The organism is Qipengyuania qiaonensis, assembly GCF_019711515.1.
Lineage (GTDB): Bacteria > Pseudomonadota > Alphaproteobacteria > Sphingomonadales > Sphingomonadaceae > Qipengyuania > Qipengyuania qiaonensis.
This window is the reverse complement of record NZ_JAIGNO010000001.1, coordinates 348,782-364,897: the sequence shown is the minus strand read 5'-3', so window position 1 is coordinate 364,897 and position 16,116 is coordinate 348,782. Positions and strand designations below refer to the sequence as shown.

At 60.9% G+C, this 16,116-nt stretch carries 15 protein-coding genes; 6 read left to right on the top strand and 9 right to left on the bottom strand.

All coding sequences use genetic code 11. The annotated features are described in order from the left end of the window. Window positions 1–2: 2 nt before the first annotated feature. On the bottom strand, window positions 3–1,064 hold the full coding sequence (locus K3174_RS17065) for a two-component system sensor histidine kinase NtrB (protein ID WP_221555171.1): 1,062 nt from the start codon (window positions 1,062–1,064) through the stop codon (window positions 3–5). After that, complete coding sequence (dusB, locus tag K3174_RS01745) at window positions 1,061–2,080, bottom strand: tRNA dihydrouridine synthase DusB (RefSeq protein ID WP_221555168.1); 1,020 nt, start codon at window positions 2,078–2,080, stop codon at window positions 1,061–1,063. The genes K3174_RS17065 and dusB overlap by 4 nt, the downstream gene beginning before the upstream one ends. A gap of 81 nt (window positions 2,081–2,161) precedes the next feature. On the opposite strand from dusB, the gene K3174_RS01740 reads away from it, so the two are divergent. Together K3174_RS01740 and K3174_RS01735 are read left to right on the top strand one after the other, a co-directional pair. Further along, the gene (locus K3174_RS01740; RefSeq protein WP_221555167.1) at window positions 2,162–3,307 is read left to right on the top strand and encodes a bifunctional 2-C-methyl-D-erythritol 4-phosphate cytidylyltransferase/2-C-methyl-D-erythritol 2,4-cyclodiphosphate synthase; all 1,146 of its coding nucleotides are present in this window, start codon (window positions 2,162–2,164) and stop codon (window positions 3,305–3,307) included. An 8-nt stretch (window positions 3,308–3,315) separates the two neighbouring features. Continuing rightward, window positions 3,316–3,819: a CinA family protein gene (locus tag K3174_RS01735; protein ID WP_221555165.1), complete on the top strand. Its 504-nt coding sequence runs from the start codon at window positions 3,316–3,318 to the stop codon at window positions 3,817–3,819. Here the strand turns inward: K3174_RS01735 and K3174_RS01730 are convergent. After that, a complete protein-coding gene (locus K3174_RS01730; protein ID WP_221555163.1) occupies window positions 3,816–4,271 on the bottom strand; it encodes a type II toxin-antitoxin system RatA family toxin in 456 nt (151 codons plus the stop codon). The two genes, K3174_RS01735 and K3174_RS01730, sit on opposite strands and share 4 nt — an antisense overlap. Further along, on the bottom strand, window positions 4,271–5,212 hold the full coding sequence (gene lipA, locus K3174_RS01725) for a lipoyl synthase (RefSeq protein WP_247711806.1): 942 nt from the start codon (window positions 5,210–5,212) through the stop codon (window positions 4,271–4,273). Before lipA ends, K3174_RS01730 begins: the two co-directional genes overlap by 1 nt. A 100-nt stretch (window positions 5,213–5,312) precedes the next feature. On the opposite strand from lipA, the gene K3174_RS01720 reads away from it, so the two are divergent. Both K3174_RS01720 and K3174_RS01715 read left to right on the top strand, forming a co-directional pair. After that, window positions 5,313–5,951, top strand: a complete 639-nt coding sequence (locus K3174_RS01720) for a carbonic anhydrase (protein ID WP_221555159.1) — start codon at window positions 5,313–5,315, stop codon at window positions 5,949–5,951. Between the two features lie 37 nt (window positions 5,952–5,988). Beyond that, window positions 5,989–6,717, top strand: coding sequence for an NYN domain-containing protein (locus K3174_RS01715; RefSeq protein ID WP_221555158.1), 729 nt, complete (start codon window positions 5,989–5,991; stop codon window positions 6,715–6,717). A gap of 56 nt (window positions 6,718–6,773) precedes the next feature. Here the strand turns inward: K3174_RS01715 and K3174_RS01710 are convergent, their stop codons facing one another. Beyond that, a complete protein-coding gene (locus tag K3174_RS01710; RefSeq protein ID WP_221555157.1) occupies window positions 6,774–8,069 on the bottom strand; it encodes a hypothetical protein in 1,296 nt (431 codons plus the stop codon). Window positions 8,070–8,372: 303 nt separating this feature from the next. Between K3174_RS01710 and gyrA the strand changes: the two genes are divergently transcribed. Continuing rightward, complete coding sequence (gene gyrA / locus K3174_RS01705; RefSeq protein ID WP_221555154.1) at window positions 8,373–11,213, top strand: DNA gyrase subunit A; 2,841 nt, start codon at window positions 8,373–8,375, stop codon at window positions 11,211–11,213. A 253-nt stretch (window positions 11,214–11,466) separates the two neighbouring features. On the opposite strand, the gene K3174_RS01700 is transcribed toward gyrA, so the two are convergent. Beyond that, the gene (locus K3174_RS01700) at window positions 11,467–12,141 is read right to left on the bottom strand and encodes a lysoplasmalogenase family protein (RefSeq protein ID WP_221555152.1); all 675 of its coding nucleotides are present in this window, start codon (window positions 12,139–12,141) and stop codon (window positions 11,467–11,469) included. A 53-nt stretch (window positions 12,142–12,194) separates the two neighbouring features. Here K3174_RS01700 and trmFO point away from each other — a divergent pair, with 53 nt between their 5' ends. Beyond that, window positions 12,195–13,562: a methylenetetrahydrofolate--tRNA-(uracil(54)-C(5))-methyltransferase (FADH(2)-oxidizing) TrmFO gene (trmFO, locus tag K3174_RS01695; protein ID WP_221555151.1), complete on the top strand. Its 1,368-nt coding sequence runs from the start codon at window positions 12,195–12,197 to the stop codon at window positions 13,560–13,562. Here the strand turns inward: trmFO and K3174_RS01690 are convergent. Genes K3174_RS01690 through K3174_RS01680 form a run of 3 tightly spaced genes read right to left on the bottom strand, consistent with a single transcriptional unit; the run spans window position 13,559 to window position 16,114 of the window. After that, window positions 13,559–14,017 (bottom strand): EF-hand domain-containing protein, encoded by a 459-nt coding sequence (locus K3174_RS01690; protein ID WP_221555150.1) that lies wholly within the window; start codon window positions 14,015–14,017, stop codon window positions 13,559–13,561. The genes trmFO and K3174_RS01690 overlap by 4 nt on opposite strands. Before the next feature lie 32 nt (window positions 14,018–14,049). After that, window positions 14,050–14,712 carry a hypothetical protein gene (locus K3174_RS01685; protein ID WP_221555148.1) on the bottom strand — a complete coding sequence of 221 codons (663 nt, stop codon included), beginning with the start codon at window positions 14,710–14,712 and terminating at the stop codon, window positions 14,050–14,052. A gap of 16 nt (window positions 14,713–14,728) precedes the next feature. Next, on the bottom strand, window positions 14,729–16,114 hold the full coding sequence (locus K3174_RS01680) for a pyruvate dehydrogenase complex E1 component subunit beta (protein ID WP_221555146.1): 1,386 nt from the start codon (window positions 16,112–16,114) through the stop codon (window positions 14,729–14,731). Window positions 16,115–16,116: the final 2 nt, after the last annotated feature.

Genomic DNA, 16,116 nt, shown 5'->3' with positions numbered 1-16,116 from the left:
CCCTAGCCCGCCACCGGCAGGTTGATCCTGAAATGCGTTTTGCCCGCGCGCTCGTCGCGTTCGTGCGAAATACGTCCGCCCATGTCGCGCAACAGCTTGCGTACCAGAGCAAGCCCAAGGCCCTGGCCTTGAGGTTTGCTCGACACGAATGGCTCGAACACGTGATCGCGCAGGAGGGGATCGATCCCGGGGCCAGTATCGGTGACTGTTATTTCGATCGGCAGGCGCGTCGCTTTCCCCAACCGGATCGTGTTGAAGACAAGACCGCTCACGAAACGCGTTCTGACGGTTACCGCCGCTTGCTCCGATCCAGCGCCCGCGTCGCAAGCATTGGCGATCAGGTTGATCAGGACCTGCTCGAGCGCCCCTTGGTCCGCGGCCACGGCAGGTAATGAGGGATCGAATTCCTCGACCAGTTCGCAGACATCCTTGCGCCCGGCACGCACGGTAGCCATGGCGTTTCGGACCGCTTCGTGCAGATTGCACGGGCCGGTGATCTTCACCGGCTTGGCACCCAGCTGCTGCATTCGGTCGATGAGCTGGGCAATGCGATCCACTTCGGCCGAGATCATTTTCGCCAGCAGCTTGTCTTTTCCCGCCACTCGCCGCGCCAGCAGTTGGCTTGCGCCGCGAATGGCGGATAGCGGGTTCTTGATCTCGTGTGCGAGGACCGCCGGCGCGCGAAGTTCGACCCTCTCGTCCTCATCCTCGTCGTTCTCGAGCTGCCCGGCATCCGACAAGGTGAGCACACGCCAACCGCCCTCGCCATGCATAGGCGAACTGCTGATATTCACCCGTCGATCGCCGACGGGCGTCGCGATGATGACCCCCCGCGCGACTATCTGCGCATCCGAAGCGGCGAAATTCTCGCTCAGACGTTGATCGGAAATACCGACCACGTCCCAGAAACGCTTTTCGCACAGCTTACGCGCGCTGCGCCCCAGCATTTCTTCTGCTGCATGGTTTGCTTCGACGATCATGTCGTCTTCATCGAGTAGCAGGACTGCAAAAATGAGGGCGGCGAGCTGATCTCGCGCATCGGGCGCACCAACCGATGTGCTCACGCTGCCCGGCGACGTAGAAACGGCTGGTAGAAACGTTCGATTTCTTCAATGACTTTATGAGGATCATCGATGAAATTGACAAAATTTCTGAACTCCGCAGAACCATGAAGGCCTTTTGTGTACCAGCCCAGATGCTTGCGGGCGATCTTGGCGCCAACGCTCTCGCCGTAATGATCGAGCATCGCCTTGTAATGTTCGATCAGCACCTCGTATTGTTCGTCGAAACTCGGGCTTTCGAGCACTTCACCGGTTCGCCACCAATGCATCACCTGGCCGAGCAGCCACGGCTTGCCATAGGCGCCTCGTCCGATCATGATACCGTCCGCGCCCGACTGCTCCAGGGCATTGGCCGCATCCTCGATCGTACAGATGTCTCCATTGGCAATCACGGGTATCGCCACGGCTTCTTTGACATTGCGGATGAACGCCCAATCGGCGCTGCCCTTGTACATCTGGTTGCGAGTGCGGCCGTGAACCGTAATCATCTTGACGCCGAGATCCTCGGCGATGCGCGCAAGTTCGGGGGCATTGAGATCGGCATGGTCCCATCCCATGCGCATCTTTACAGTGACCGGCACGTCGACCGCCTTGACCGTGGCTTCCATCAATCGGGTTGCCAGCGGAACTTCCCGCATCAGCGCCGAACCGGCAAGCTGGCCGACCACTTTACGAACCGGGCAGCCGAAATTGATATCGATTATGGCCGCGCCGTTGTCCTGCTGCAGCTTGGCGGCTTCGGCCATGCTGTACGGATCGCAGCCGACCAGTTGCATCGAAACCGGTTCTTCGGACATATCCCAGGCCGCCTTCTGGATGCTCTGGCGGGTCTCGCGAATCGCAGCCTCGCTGGCGATCATTTCGGTGACGTTGAGCCCCGAGCCATATCGACGTACCAGCTTGCGGAACGGCAGGTCCGTGACCCCTGTCATCGGGGCGAGCACGACAGGCGTGTCGATCGACACATCGCCGACGAGTATCGGCTTCGGCGGCGCCGGAGGATGAGGATTTGTGGTCATGCCGGAATTGTTGCCTAAATATTGGGCACGCACATAGTGCGTTGCAGCGAAAACAGCAAGTCGCTAGCGGGCAGCGTTCATATGCAGGATAAAGAACCCCTCCCTTCCTTCGCGGCAGTTGTCGTTGCGGCAGGAAAAGGTCTGCGGGCCGGGCAACCCCTGCCGAAGCAGTTCGCACAATGGCGCGGCAAATCCGTCCTGCGCCATTCGGTCGAGACATTTCTCCGGGCCGGTGCATGTCCCGTGGTCATCGCCGTCCCGGAAAACGGCGAGAAGGCTGCGCTTGACGCACTTGATGGCCTTCACGGGTTCACGCTCGTGACGGGCGGCGATACGCGTCAGGACTCGGTCCTCCGCGCGCTTCAAGCGATCGAAAGCGCGGATCGGGTCCTGATACACGACGCCGCACGTCCCGATCTGCCACCGGAAGTCATCCAGCGACTGCTGGCGGCGCTCGACAATGCTGTTGGGGCGATACCCGTTCTTGCAGTGGTAGATAGCCTGTCCATCGACAGTGACGGCATGATGGCTGGTGCTGCGCAGCGGGACGTATTGCGTCGCGTCCAGACCCCGCAGGCATTTCGCTATCGGGATATCCTGAAAGCGCACAAGGCCTGGCAAGGAGAACGGAATGCGGGCGATGACGCCCAGGTTCTGTATGCAGCAGGAGGTGACGTCGCGCACGTTCCGGGAGATGACCGACTCGTTAAACTGACTTTCGCGGAGGATTTCATGAGCCAGTCGCCTTGCACAGTACGGACCGGCATGGGCTTCGATGTCCATCGCCTTGCAGAGGGCGAAGATCTCTGGCTCGCGGGCGTCCGTATCGAGCACGACAAAGGCCTCGTCGGTCACAGCGATGCCGACGTTGCGGTTCACGCCCTTGTCGACGCTCTGCTTGGCGCTATCGGCAACGGCGATATCGGCAGCCATTTCCCGCCCAGCGATGCTCAATGGAAAGGCGCCAGCAGCGACCGCTTCCTGTCGCACGCGGCTGGGTTGGTTGGTGAAGCGGGCTACCGAATCAACAATGTCGACCTCACCATCGTCTGCGAGGCCCCGAGAATTGGCCCGCACCGCGAGGCCATGCGCATCCGCATCGCCGAACTGCTCGGCGTTGACATTGCGGCGATATCGGTAAAGGCCACTACTACAGAACGCCTCGGCTTCACCGGGCGGGGCGAGGGGATCGCCGCGCAAGCGATCGCCACAGTACAGAGCGATTGAGGAACAGCATGCCTCTCGAAGCACTCCTTCCCGACGATATCGACGCGCTTGCCAAGCGGGTGATCAAAGGGAACACAGAGGCCGGGCGGAAAATCGTTCTGGCAGAGAGTTGTACAGGTGGCCTCGTCGCCGCTGCGCTGACGGAAATACCCGGTTCGTCTGCGGTTTTAGACAGGGGCTTCGTCACCTATTCGAACGAGGCCAAGATCGAAAGCCTCGGCGTGCCGCTGGACATAATCGAAACATTCGGTGCGGTGTCCATCGCCTGCGCATGGGCAATGGCCAAAGGAGCGCTCGAACGCTCGCAGGCCAATGTGGCGGTGGCAATCAGCGGCGTTGCCGGACCCGGCGGAGGCACCGATTTGAAGCCGGTCGGAACCGTGGTCTTCGCTCGAGTAGTACGGGGCGAAGAAGGCGAACCCGAAGGCGAACTCAAGCGCTTCGAACCCACATCCCGCGCAGATATCCGCCGCGAAGCAACGATTTGCGCGCTGGAACTGTTACTGCCCTAAAGGTTGGCGGCGGCGTTCTCGCGGCCATAGAGTTCGTCGGCGCGATCTTCGAACGCCTGCACCATCTTGCGGAATGCGCGGTCGAAATACTGGCCGGCGAGCGCCTCGAACACAGCGTTGCGAAAGCTGAAATCGACGCAGAAATCGATTTCGCACCCTCCCTCGTCCGTCGGGGTGAATGTCCAATTATTATCGAGATCCTTTAGCGGGCCGTCGACATAGATCACCTCGATATGTCCGGGTCGGTTCTTGAGAACCCGGGAAGTGAACTTCTCGCGGATCGCCTTGAAGCCGACCAGCATATCGGCGACCATTTCGGTTTCGCTGTCGCTCCTTACGCGGGTGGCCACGACCCATGGCAGGAACTGTCCGTAACTGCCGACATCGGCAACCAGATCGAACATCTGCTCCTGGCTGTAGGGCAGGCGACGCTGTTCGCGAATCCCGGGCATCAAGCGCCCTGTTTTACAAGCTTCGCTTCGCGCGCGGCGCGCATCTCGGCGAAATCTTCACCGGCATGGTAGCTCGAACGGGTCAAAGGACTCGACGCGACCTGCAGAAACCCCTTTGCCCGTGCGATCGAACCATAAGCGGCGAACTGCTTGGGTGTGACGAACTCCTCGACTGCGGCGTGTTTGGGTGTCGGTTGCAGGTACTGGCCCATGGTGATGAAATCGATATCCGCGCTACGCATATCGTCCATCACCTGATGCACTTCGAGCCGTGCTTCACCAAGCCCCAGCATGATGCCGGACTTGGTGAAGATGAGCGGGTTGTGCACCTTCACTTCTTCGAGCAGACGCAGCGAGGCGTAATAGCGGGCACCGGGCCGAATTGTCGGATACAACCGCGGTACGGTTTCGAGATTGTGATTGAAAACGTCGGGTCCCGCTTCGCAGATCTCCGCAATCGACTGCTTCATCCGGCCTTTGAAGTCAGGCGTGAGGATTTCGATCGTCGTATTGGGGGTTTCACGGCGCAGGGCGTTGATGACCTTGACGAATTGCCCTGCACCCCGATCGGGCAGATCGTCCCGGTCGACGCTGGTGATGACGATATGTTCGAGGCCCATGGCCGCGGCTGCCGCTGCCGTATGTTCCGGCTCGAGCGGATCGACCGGCATGGGCATGCCCGTCTTGATGTTGCAGAACCGGCAGGCGCGCGTGCAGGTGTCGCCCAGAATCATGACCGTCGCATGCTTCTTGGTCCAGCACTCGCCGACGTTCGGGCAGGCCGCTTCCTCGCATACCGTATGCAGGTTCAGCTCGCGCATGAGTTTGCGCGTTTCCTGATAACCCTGGCTGACAGGCGCCTTGACGCGGATCCAGTCCGGCTTGCGCTGCATTTTCGGGCGTTCGCCCTCGGGGATGGGTGCGGAAGAAAGGTCGTTCATGTCGACGCCCATCTAAGCCCCCTGCCCCTGCCCCGCAACCCGCATAGCTATTCGTGCGCCGCACTTGCATCGCTGGTCGAATCGAGGCAGCGGATAACGCATGAAGACATTCGACGAGATGATCGAGGGCTATGGCCGTTTCCGCACGGGCGACTGGCAGCGCCAGCACGACCGGTGGGAACAGCTGAAGGAAGGTCAATCGCCACAGGTGATGGTGATCGCCTGTTCGGACAGCCGGGTCGATCCGGCACAGATTTTCGACGTCGATCCGGGTGAAATCTTTGTCGTGCGCAACGTTGCGGCACTGGTCCCCCCGTTCGGGACCACGCCGGGCCATCATGGCGTTTCGGCAGCACTCGAATTCGCGGTGCAGTTCCTCAAGGTTCGCGAAGTGGCGGTCATAGGACATGGCATGTGCGGGGGCTGCAAGGCTGCACTGACTCGGGATCTTCATGGGAACCCGCTCGGTGAAGGCGGGTTCGTGGCGAACTGGATCGAAATGCTCGATCAGGCCCGCGAACCGATCGCCGCCGAAAAAGGAACCACTGGGCGCGAGGCCGAGCGTGCGATGGAACTCGCGGCGGTCGAAGTAAGCCTCGCCAATCTGCGCACCTTCCCTTTTGTGCAGGAAAAGGAAGGCGATGGCAGCCTCAGGCTGCGCGGCGCCTATTTCGCGATTTCGGATGGCGTGCTGCATCTGCTCGACGAGAGCACCGGAGAATTCCTTCCGGCATCCTGACTTGCACGAGACACATCGTGCAGCCATGTGTGCGGGCATGTCAGAACCCGACCTCAAGAACATCGCCCTGCTGATCGACGCGGATAACACCAGCCCGAAAGGCATCGACCCGGTACTCACCGTCATGGCCGAACTGGGCCAGGTGAACATCAAGCGGGCCTATGGCAATTTCGCCAAGAACAACCTCGCCAATTGGGACAAGATCACCCACAAATACGGCATTCGCCCGCAGCAGCAATTCGACCTGACTTCGGGCAAGAACGCCACCGATATGGCGATGACGATCGATGCCATCGACCTGCTCTATCAGGGCAAGGTCGACGGCTTTGGAATCATGAGCTCGGACAGCGATTTCACGCCTTTGGTCACGCGGCTCCGGCAGGACGGACTGATCGTGTATGGCTTCGGCAGTACCAAGAAGACCCCTGCCGCGTTCAAGAGCGCCTGCACCCGTTTCATCGACATCGACGCCCTGATCGAAGGCGCCGCGGACGATGCGGACAGGCCGAAGTCACAGGCGACGCCCGGCAAAGCGGAAATCGATGAGGAACTGGTGGAGCTGCTCGGCACTGCCTGGAAAGCCGCCAAACGAGACGAAAATGGCTATGCTTCCTTGAGCGAAGTCGGCAACATCGCCGGCAACCGTTCGAGTTTCGATGTGCGCAATTACGGCTTCAAGCGGTTGTCCGACCTGTTCCAGTCGATCGACCAATTCCAGGTCGAGCGCCGCGAAAACAACCACCTCTATGTAAAGCGACTGCGTTGAAAAAAGGGCGCGAACCGAAGTCCGCGCCCCCTTGATCCGGCCAAAGTATCGGTCGCTTACGCGCCGCCTGCCGTCTTCTGCGTAGCGTAGATAGCCCAGAGGTTCGCAATCGGCTTGCGCGCACCTTCGACTTTCTTGAACGTTGCTTCGGCTTCCGCATTCTTGCCCTGATCGAGCTGCGCGATGCCCAGACGCGTCGATACCATCGCCGCGTCGACGCTCGGCATGGACAGCGCCTTGGTATACATCGCTTCGGCATCGGCGGGACGATCGAGCCCGAGCAGCGTATCGCCTGCCGCCAGCACCGTGGCGAGTGTCGCGCCGGACTTGTTGGCATCGGCGATCAAGCGGTCGATATCGGCACGGTCGGCGGCAGCACGCTCGGCGGCCTGCTTGCGCGTGTCGGTGACATAGGGGTCGGTCTTTTCCAGCTTGCCCTTGGCATAACCTTCGTCGATTACCGACACGACTTCGGCCGGCAGGCGGCGATAATCGGCGGCGTCGATGTAATCGAGATACAACTTGCCGTCGCGCAATGCGCCAGCGCGTTGGCCCAGACGAAGCAGGTCGAGAACCTCGGGGTTCTGGTAGCCTCCGGTATTGAGCAGGATCGCCACGGCATCGCCCCAACTATCCTCGCCCGGATACTGGCTGACATACCAGCCGGAGAACTTCGCGGTTTCCGCCTTAAGGTTGTTGTTATAGGCCTGAGCCAGACCACGCTTCAGCCACGCCTCATCCACGGGTTCGCCCGCGGCGATCTTGGTTTCGACAAGCTGGCCGAGATAGGTCAGGCCCTGCTGCGCCTGGTTTTCGGCAAAATAGCTTTCCGCCACGAAGATTAGCGGATCGTTTTCCGTATAGCCTGCTTCTGCTGCCGCCTGGAAATAGGGGCGCGCCTTGGCATAATCCTCGGCGGCATAGGCCAATTGCCCCGCCACGAAGTTGTACTGACCGACATTTTCCGGAGCGAGTTTGCCGCTCTCGATCATCATCTCCATGCCCTGTAACGACAATGCGTTGTCCTGGGCCTTGGTCCCGGTAGTGTAAATAAAGCTGCCGGCGGCATTCTTGTCGTCGGGTGTTTCCACAGCCGCGGCGAGCGCGGGAACTCCAGCCTTGATCGTCGCCCAATCGGGCGCTTCGGCATTCGCGGCTTCTTCGAGTGGTTTGTACGCTGTTATAAAGCCTTTGGAATAGTCCGCCTTTGCGGGCTTTTCCTTCTTATCTTTCTGAGCGAGCGCCGGGGTTTCCAGCGCAGCAGCGCCGATCATGGCACCGCTCGCGAGCATTGTCGCAAGCGCAAGGGCCGAAGCCATACCGTTCTTGCGGGCGAAACGTGAGAAAATCATGTAGTTAACTCCCAAGAGTGGACAGGGGGGCTGAGCGCTTTGAGCGCCTGTTGAACTATGGCTGGGTCGCATGCCGCGGATGGGCTCTCATTGCAAATTCTTCTGGCGAAATGGGGCTGAACGGGCATTGAATATCCATCCTGCCGGTCGTTCATGGCTACCATCCGCGCGCGCAACACCCATATGTGGAAAAAGCGCACGAAACCGGGCTTTGGTTCCCGCGATAAGTGGCGCATTGCCCCCCTTTCGCCTAAGCTCTTGGCTTTCAGAACATAAGCAGTTCGCAGCACGGAATAATACACTTTGTCCGACGATACCGATATCATGGATACCCCCGCCCCCGGCGGTGAAGACTACGCCCGCATCGACATCGTCGATGAAATGAAGACCAGCTATCTCGATTACGCGATGAGCGTGATCGTCAGCCGCGCACTGCCCGATGTGCGCGACGGCTTGAAACCGGTCCATCGGCGTATCCTGTTCGCCAGCCAGGAAGGTGGTTTCGTTGCCGGGCGACCCTATCGCAAGAGCGCCAAGATCGTCGGCGACGTGATGGGCAACTATCACCCGCATGGCGATGCGGCGATTTACGATGCGCTGGCCCGCATGACGCAGGACTGGTCGCTGCGCGTTCCGCTCGTCGATGGTCAGGGCAACTTCGGCTCGATGGACCCGGACCCGCCAGCCTCGATGCGCTATACCGAAGCGCGCCTGGCCCGTGTCGCCAATGCCCTGCTCGACGATCTCGACAAGGATACGGTCGACTTTACCGACAACTATGACGGTTCGCGCCGGGAGCCGACCGTGCTGCCCGCCCGCTTCCCCAACCTGCTGGTAAACGGCGCGGGCGGTATTGCCGTCGGGATGGCCACCAATATCCCGCCGCACAATCTCGGCGAAGTGATCGATGGCTGCCTCGCTTTTATCGAGAATCCGGCGATAACATCGGAAGATCTCTTCGAAATTATCCCCGGGCCCGATTTCCCGACCGCGCCGTTGATCCTCGGCAAGTCCGGCGCCCGCGCCGCCTATACCACGGGTCGCGGGTCGATCCTGATGCGCGCCCGGCACGAAGTCGAAACCAAAGGCAACCGGCAGTCGATTGTCCTGACGTCCATTCCCTATCAGGTCGGCAAGAGCGGGCTGGTCGAAAAGATTGCCGAAGCCGCCAAGGAAAAGCGGATCGAAGGCATTTCCGACATTCGCGATGAATCGAGCCGCGAAGGGGTTCGTGTGGTTGTCGATCTGAAGCGCGATGCCTCGCCCGAAGTCGTGCTCAATCAGATATGGCGCTACAGCCCGGCTCAGTCGAGCTTCCCGGCGAACATGCTGGCGATCCGCGGGGGGCGGCCCGAAGTTCTGACGCTGCGCGATTTCGTCCAGGCCTTCATCGGTTTCCGCGAAGAAGTCATTACCCGGCGCACCAAGTTCGAACTGAACAAGGCGCGCGAACGGGCGCATATCTTGCTCGGCCTCGTGGTCGCGGTATCGAACCTCGATGAAGTCGTGGCGATGATCCGTGGGTCCTCCAACCCGGCCGATGCCCGCGCCAGGCTGCTCGCCAAGGAATGGCCCATCGGCGACATCGCGCAGTATATCGCGCTGGTCGAAGCGATCGAACCGACCGACGAGCAGACCGGCGGGACCTATCGTTTGTCCGAACGACAGGTGAAGGCGATTCTCGAATTGCGCCTCCACCGCCTGACTGCGCTCGGCCGTGACGAGATCGGCGACGAGCTCAAGGAACTGAGCCTGGCGATCGAGGAATATCTCTCGATTCTGGCCGACCGGGTGAAGCTCTATCGCGTGATGCGCGAAGAGCTGGAAGAAATCCGCAACACCTATGCCACGCCGCGCATGACCGAGATCGCGCCCGCCTGGGACGGGATCGAGGACGAAGACCTCATCGAGCGCGAAGAGATGGTCGTCACCGTGACGCATGGTGGATACATCAAGCGCACGCCGCTAGATGCCTTCCGTGCCCAGGCCCGCGGCGGCAAGGGCCGCAGCGGCATGGCAACCAAGGACGAGGACGCCGTCGTCGAGATGTTCGTTACCTCGACGCACAACCCGGTGCTGTTCTTCACGAATACGGGCCGCGTCTACCGCATGAAAGTCTGGAAGCTGCCCGAAGGCGGGCCGCAGACGAAGGGCCGCCCGATGGTCAACCTCCTGCCGCTGGGCGATGACGAACGTGTCACCAACGTGCTGCCCCTGCCCGAGGACGAGAATGAGTGGAGCAGGCTCAACATCGTCTTTGCGACCGAGCAAGGCATGGTGCGCCGCAACTCGATGGACGCCTTCACCAATGTCCCCAGCAATGGCAAATACGCCATGGGTTTCGTCGAAGGCAGCGGCGACCGGCTGATCGGCGTCCGCCTGCTGACCGAAGACCAGGAAATCTTCCTGGCCTCGGATGCCGGCAAGGCCATCCGCTTTGCCGCGGGCGATGCGCGTGAGACCAAGAGCCGTACGGGTATCGGTGTGCGCGGCATGAAATTGAAGGATGGTCAGAAAGTCGTCTCGATGGCCGTGCTCGATACCGGTGAACGCGATACCGACATGCGTGATGCATATCTGCGTGCCGCCGACTGGAAGAATAACGAGAACGCGCCGACGCTGGATGCCGAGAAGGTCGCGGACATGGCCGAGGCCGAGGAGTTCATCCTTACGCTCACGGCCAACGGCTATGGGAAGATCTCTTCGGCCTACGAATACCGCACAACCGGTCGCGGCGGTCAGGGGTTGACCAATATCGGCGAGCCTTCGAGCAACCCGGACCGCAACGGCCATGTGGTCGCCAGCTTCCCCGTGCGCCACGGCATGCAACTGATGCTGGTCACCGATCAGGCCAAGCTGATTCGCCTGCCACTGCAGTTCAGGCACCTGATCGAAGGCGGTTTCGAAAGCCATAACGGCTTCTCGATTTCGGGACGTGGCTCGTCCGGTGTCCGCATCTTCAACGTCGCCAAGGGCGAACAGATCGTCAAGGCTGCGCGCATCGACGAGAGCGCAGAGCCCGAGAACGAGGCCGAAGCGGCTGTAGCGGACGAGATCGCCGACCGTGGCGGGCTCGACCGCACCACCCCGCATACGACCTTGCATTCGGACGACAATATCGGGGAAGAACCCGACGGCGAATAGTCGCGACCCGGCGGGAGTTTCCTACATCGACACCGAGTGCTAGAATCACTCCGGTTCTTTCACATTTTCGGTCGGGGCGAATAGCCCCCCTCGGCACAAAAATGCGTTAGGCATAGGCAATCGGGAAGGTGACAGAATTTCGGCACGCCGCGGTGAAAGGCTTGCAGCCTATCCATTTGATTATATTTAATTATTTGCCGAAAATGATCCTAGCAACGGCCGCTTCGGAGTTTTTTAAACGGGGCGGTCTGCGTCAACCCCGATGCGGTTCGCCAATGCGACGGTTGCGCAACGTCTGCACCACTCCGGTCGCGATCAGGAACTGGCCGCAATAATAGAGAGGCCAGATCAGCCAGCTGGTGACGGTGTCGGGAAGCACTGCTGCTTCCCTTGCAAAGATCAGCAGATCGCTGATCACGAAAGCGACGGCGCCGGCGCCCACACGGTAACGCGGGAACCCGCTGGTCCAGGCCGCGGCCGCCATCGCTCCTACCAGGCCCGAATAGGCGATGGCCAGCATCCAGTTTTCGAGCGGGTAGGTCATCAGCCCGGCAATGACGGGTGTAAGCGCGAGCAATGCAAGGGCGGCTGTGAGCTGACTTGGACTGGTCCGCTCGCGCCTGTTGCGCAGATACAGCGCGATCGCAATGAGATGGCCCACGGCGAAAAGGCCCCCGCCGAAGAGAAAACTGATCTCGAGCGCGATATCGCCGAGGGCACCGAACATCAGGGCAGCGGCGATCAGGAGACCGTCGATACCCTTCCCCCGAAAGGCGGCGTAAATCGCGAGAAAGGCTACGCCCGCCCCTTTCCATAGCATCAGCCACACGCCGCCGATCGGATCGTCGGCCACGAAGAAATAGCTGACGCCTGCAATCAGGCTGGCGAGCAACCACGGGCGATGGTCGATTAGGGCGCGGCGTGGCATCGTGCGACGCTAGGCCTTGTCGAAGTCGCCATGCAAGCATTAGGGCGCGTGCAATGACCCATGATATCCACATAATCGGCGGCGGACTGGCCGGGAGCGAAGCGGCATGGCAACTGGCGAAGCGCGGCTTCAAGGTTCGCCTGTCGGAGATGCGCGGCAGTGGTGACATGACGCCCGCTCATCAGACCGATGGGCTTGCCGAACTGGTCTGCTCGAACAGCTTCCGCTCGGACGACGATACCAAGAACGCGGTCGGCTTGCTGCATCATGAAATGCGTCGCCTCGACAGCCTGATCATGCGCGCCGGCGAAACGGCACGCGTTCCGGCCGGCTCGGCCATGGCGGTCGACCGTGATGTGTTCTCCGCCGAAGTCGAGCGCGCACTCGAAGAGCACCCGAACGTGACCGTCGTGCGCGAGCGGGTGGACACCCTCCCCTCTTCTGGTCCAGCGATCGTCGCCACCGGTCCGCTCACGGCGCAGTCGCTCGCCGAAAGCATCGTCGGAGCCACGGGACAGGATCGGCTGGCGTTCTTCGATGCCATCGCTCCCATCGTCCACCGCGACAGTATCGACATGTCGAAATGCTGGATCCAGAGTCGCTGGAACAAGCGGACGGCAGTGTCGAACGAGGACGGCGATTACATCAACTGCCCGATGACCAGGGAGCAGTATCTTGCCTTCCACCAGGGATTGATGGACGGCGAGAAGACCGAGTTCCGCGAATGGGAGGCCGATACGCCCTATTTCGACGGTTGCATGCCGATCGAAGTCATGGCTGCGCGCGGTGTCGAGACTTTGCGCTATGGGCCGATGAAGGGCGTCGGTCTCGACAATCCTTACGACACATCGCCCGAATTCCCACAGGGCCGCTGGCCCTACGCCGTCGTGCAGCTGCGCCAGGACAACAAGCTCGGCACGCTGTGGAACATGGTGGGCTTTCAGACAAAGCTGAAATACGGCGCGCAAATCGAGCTTTTTCGGACCATTCCGGGCCTGGAGAACGCCGAGTTCGCCCGTCTGGGCGGGCTCCATCGCAATACGTTTATCAACTCGCCAATCGTGCTCGATCGCCAGCTTCGACTAAAAGGTAGCGAGCATATCCGTTTTGCCGGCCAGATAACCGGCTGCGAAGGCTATGTCGAAAGCTCCGCGGTCGGGCTGATCGCTGGATTGATGGCGGCAACGGAATTGGGCGATCGCACCTGGACCGCCCCACCCGGCACGACGGCATTCGGCGCATTGTTGTCGCACATAACCGGCGATGCGCAAGCCGACACCTTCCAGCCCATGAACGTCAATTTCGGTCTCTTCCCACCCCTGCACGACGTGGGCAAGAAAGTGCGCAAAGAAGCCTATACGAACCGTGCGAAATCCGATTTCGGCGAGTGGCTGTCCAGCATGGAAGCCGTCCCTGCCTAACAGGCGCAGCTACGTTTCTTCTTGGGCTTGGGGGCCGTTGTCGCGAATTCACCCGGTGTCAGCCGATTGTCGCCATCGGTATCGGCGCCTTCGAACTTGTCGACCGTGGCGACCGCCCACTCCTCGAAATCGAGGAGATTGTTGCCATCCTTGTCGAGCTTGCGGAAACCATCGGACCGGCTCGAGAGCATTTCGGTTCGCGTGATGCGCCAGTCGCGGTTGCGATCGTAGCGGAAGAAGCGCTGCTGTTCCTTGGTGAGTTCGGTCGCGGTCGGCGGTGCCGGACCGACCATGTCCTTCGGATCGGATGCGGGTATGTCGGGCAAGGTTTCTGCCGCTTCAGCCATTTCGGGCGGTGGCGCCGCACGTTCTACCTGCGCCCTGCCCTGCCACCAGAAGGTTCCTAATCCCATCAGCGCAAGCGCCACGAATGCTCCGAGCACGATCCGGTTCACGCGACAAACTCCTCCCGCAGCAAGCCTTTAGCCTAGCGTCCGATCAAACCCAACCGCAAGGCTACCAGGGGGCTGAAACGATCCCCAAGCATTGCTTGCCCGTTCGAACGGAGGGCACGCCGGGCCAATCCGCCGATCACGGCGAGAGGTCTCAGCGAACGGGGCAGCCGTAAAGGATCGGAAGCAAGCCCAATCCCTTGTTTCAACGCTCCATCGAGTTCGGTTCGATCCTCGGCGTGACGCGCCAGATCGGCGAAGGCCCAAAGCTTTCCCGCCCGCTCCGCATCCTCCGCCGCGCGCTTGCAACCGACATAATCGGCCAAACCTCGAGCAAGTTGCGCGCGCCCTTCGGCAAACTGCATCATCGCTGTATCCGCAATCGGTCTGGGCGACAGCAGTGCCTCCCACCCATCGACCAGAGCGACCAGGGCGGACTCGGCGTGCGCCCAGTTCCGACCGATCAGGTCGAGCAGCACATCACCTCGGGGGCGCTCCTCGACAGGCTTCCCCAATTGATCACGCCACCACGCGAGCCGCACCTGGCCGAGCATGGGTTCGCTCGCCCCCAGCACCATCCGGCCGATCCGTCCGTCCAGCGCCAGCGCGGCGAGCCACAGATCGCGCTTCGCACTGGCGCTCGCCAAAGCGACACGCGAAACCTCCGGACATTCGTCGAGCAGGTCGGCACGCTCCACGAAAGAGCCCTCCTGGTCAGTCGCGATAGCAGACCTTCTTCGCCGCTTGCACGATGCGCGGCGTATCGATCAGCGCGAGCTTCTCGAGATTGGCTGCATACGGCAAAGGAACGTCCTCGTCGCACACCCGGCTGACGGGCGCGTCGAGGTGATCGAAACCTTCTTCCATGCAGATCGCTATCACTTCCGATGCGATCGAGCAGGTCGGCCAGCCCTCTTCCGCAATCACCAGACGATTGGTCTTGGCAAGCGAGGTGAGGATCGAGTCCTTGTCAAGCGGGCGCAGCGTACGCAGATCGATGACTTCGGCATCGATACCCTCGTCCGCCAATTGCTCTGCCGCTTCGAGCGCAAGGCCGACGGAGATCGAATACGCCACGATCGTGACATCCGATCCTTCACGTACGATCCGCGCCTTGCCGATCGGCAAGACGTAGTCGTCAATATCGGGGACCTCGAAGCTACGGCCATAGACCAGCTCGTTTTCGAGAAAGACCACCGGGTCTTCGCATCGGATGGCAGCTTTCATCAGACCCTTGGCATCGGCTGCGTCATAGGGTGCGATAACGATCAGGCCCGGCACGCTGGCATACCACGGACCATAGTTCTGGCTGTGCTGCGCGCCAACGCGGCTTGCAGCGCCATTCGGGCCACGGAAAACGACCGGGCACCGCATCTGGCCGCCCGACATGTAGTTGGTCTTGGCCGCGGAATTGATGATGTGGTCGATCGCCTGCATGGCGAAGTTGAAGGTCATGAACTCGACGATGGGGCGAAGACCACCCATGGCAGCGCCAGTACCAATGCCGGCGAATCCGTATTCGGTGATCGGCGTGTCGATCACGCGCCGGGGTCCGAATTCGTCGAGCAGGCCTTGGGTGACCTTGTAAGCGCCCTGATATTCAGCGACTTCCTCGCCCATGACGAAGACACGGTCGTCCTTGCGCATCTCCTCGGCCATGCCGTCACGCAGGGCCTCGCGGACGGTCGTTGAAATAAACGCCGTACCCTCGGGAACGTCCGGATCATTTACGTCGATCTTGCGCGCGGGTTTTGTGATCTCGGCTTCGCTCGGTTCCTGACCGACATCCTTGCCTTCACCGGGCTCGGCTTCGGTCGGAACTGCTTCCTTGGGCGCTTCCACATCCGCCGCATCCTCGCCCTCGCCTGCCAGCATGGCAATCACCGTGCCGACTTTGACACCTTCGGTGCCTTCGTCGATCAGGATCTTGCCCAAGGTACCTTCGTCGACGGCTTCGAATTCCATCGTCGCTTTGTCGGTTTCGATTTCCGCGATAATATCTCCGGCGACGATCTCGTCGCCTTCCGATTTCAGCCACTTGGCAAGTGTGCCCTCCTCCATGGTGGGCGACAAGGCGGGCATCTTGAGTTCGATAGCCATCG

What these genes read in the sequence shown, in the direction of transcription:
- dusB (WP_221555168.1), bottom strand. Translation starts at nt 2,080, where the DNA reads ATGACCACAAATCCTCATCCTCCGGCGCCGCCGAAGCCGATACTCGTC.
- lipA (WP_247711806.1), bottom strand. Translation starts at nt 5,212, where the DNA reads ATGAACGACCTTTCTTCCGCACCCATCCCCGAGGGCGAACGCCCGAAA.
- trmFO (WP_221555151.1), top strand. Translation starts at nt 12,195, where the DNA reads ATGACCCATGATATCCACATAATCGGCGGCGGACTGGCCGGGAGCGAA.
- K3174_RS01720 (WP_221555159.1), top strand. Translation starts at nt 5,313, where the DNA reads ATGAAGACATTCGACGAGATGATCGAGGGCTATGGCCGTTTCCGCACG.
- K3174_RS01680 (WP_221555146.1), bottom strand. Translation starts at nt 16,114, where the DNA reads ATGGCTATCGAACTCAAGATGCCCGCCTTGTCGCCCACCATGGAGGAG.
- K3174_RS01710 (WP_221555157.1), bottom strand. Translation starts at nt 8,069, where the DNA reads ATGATTTTCTCACGTTTCGCCCGCAAGAACGGTATGGCTTCGGCCCTT.
- K3174_RS01715 (WP_221555158.1), top strand. Translation starts at nt 5,989, where the DNA reads ATGTCAGAACCCGACCTCAAGAACATCGCCCTGCTGATCGACGCGGAT.
- K3174_RS01700 (WP_221555152.1), bottom strand. Translation starts at nt 12,141, where the DNA reads ATGCCACGCCGCGCCCTAATCGACCATCGCCCGTGGTTGCTCGCCAGC.
- K3174_RS01740 (WP_221555167.1), top strand. Translation starts at nt 2,162, where the DNA reads ATGCAGGATAAAGAACCCCTCCCTTCCTTCGCGGCAGTTGTCGTTGCG.
- K3174_RS01735 (WP_221555165.1), top strand. Translation starts at nt 3,316, where the DNA reads ATGCCTCTCGAAGCACTCCTTCCCGACGATATCGACGCGCTTGCCAAG.
- K3174_RS01730 (WP_221555163.1), bottom strand. Translation starts at nt 4,271, where the DNA reads ATGCCCGGGATTCGCGAACAGCGTCGCCTGCCCTACAGCCAGGAGCAG.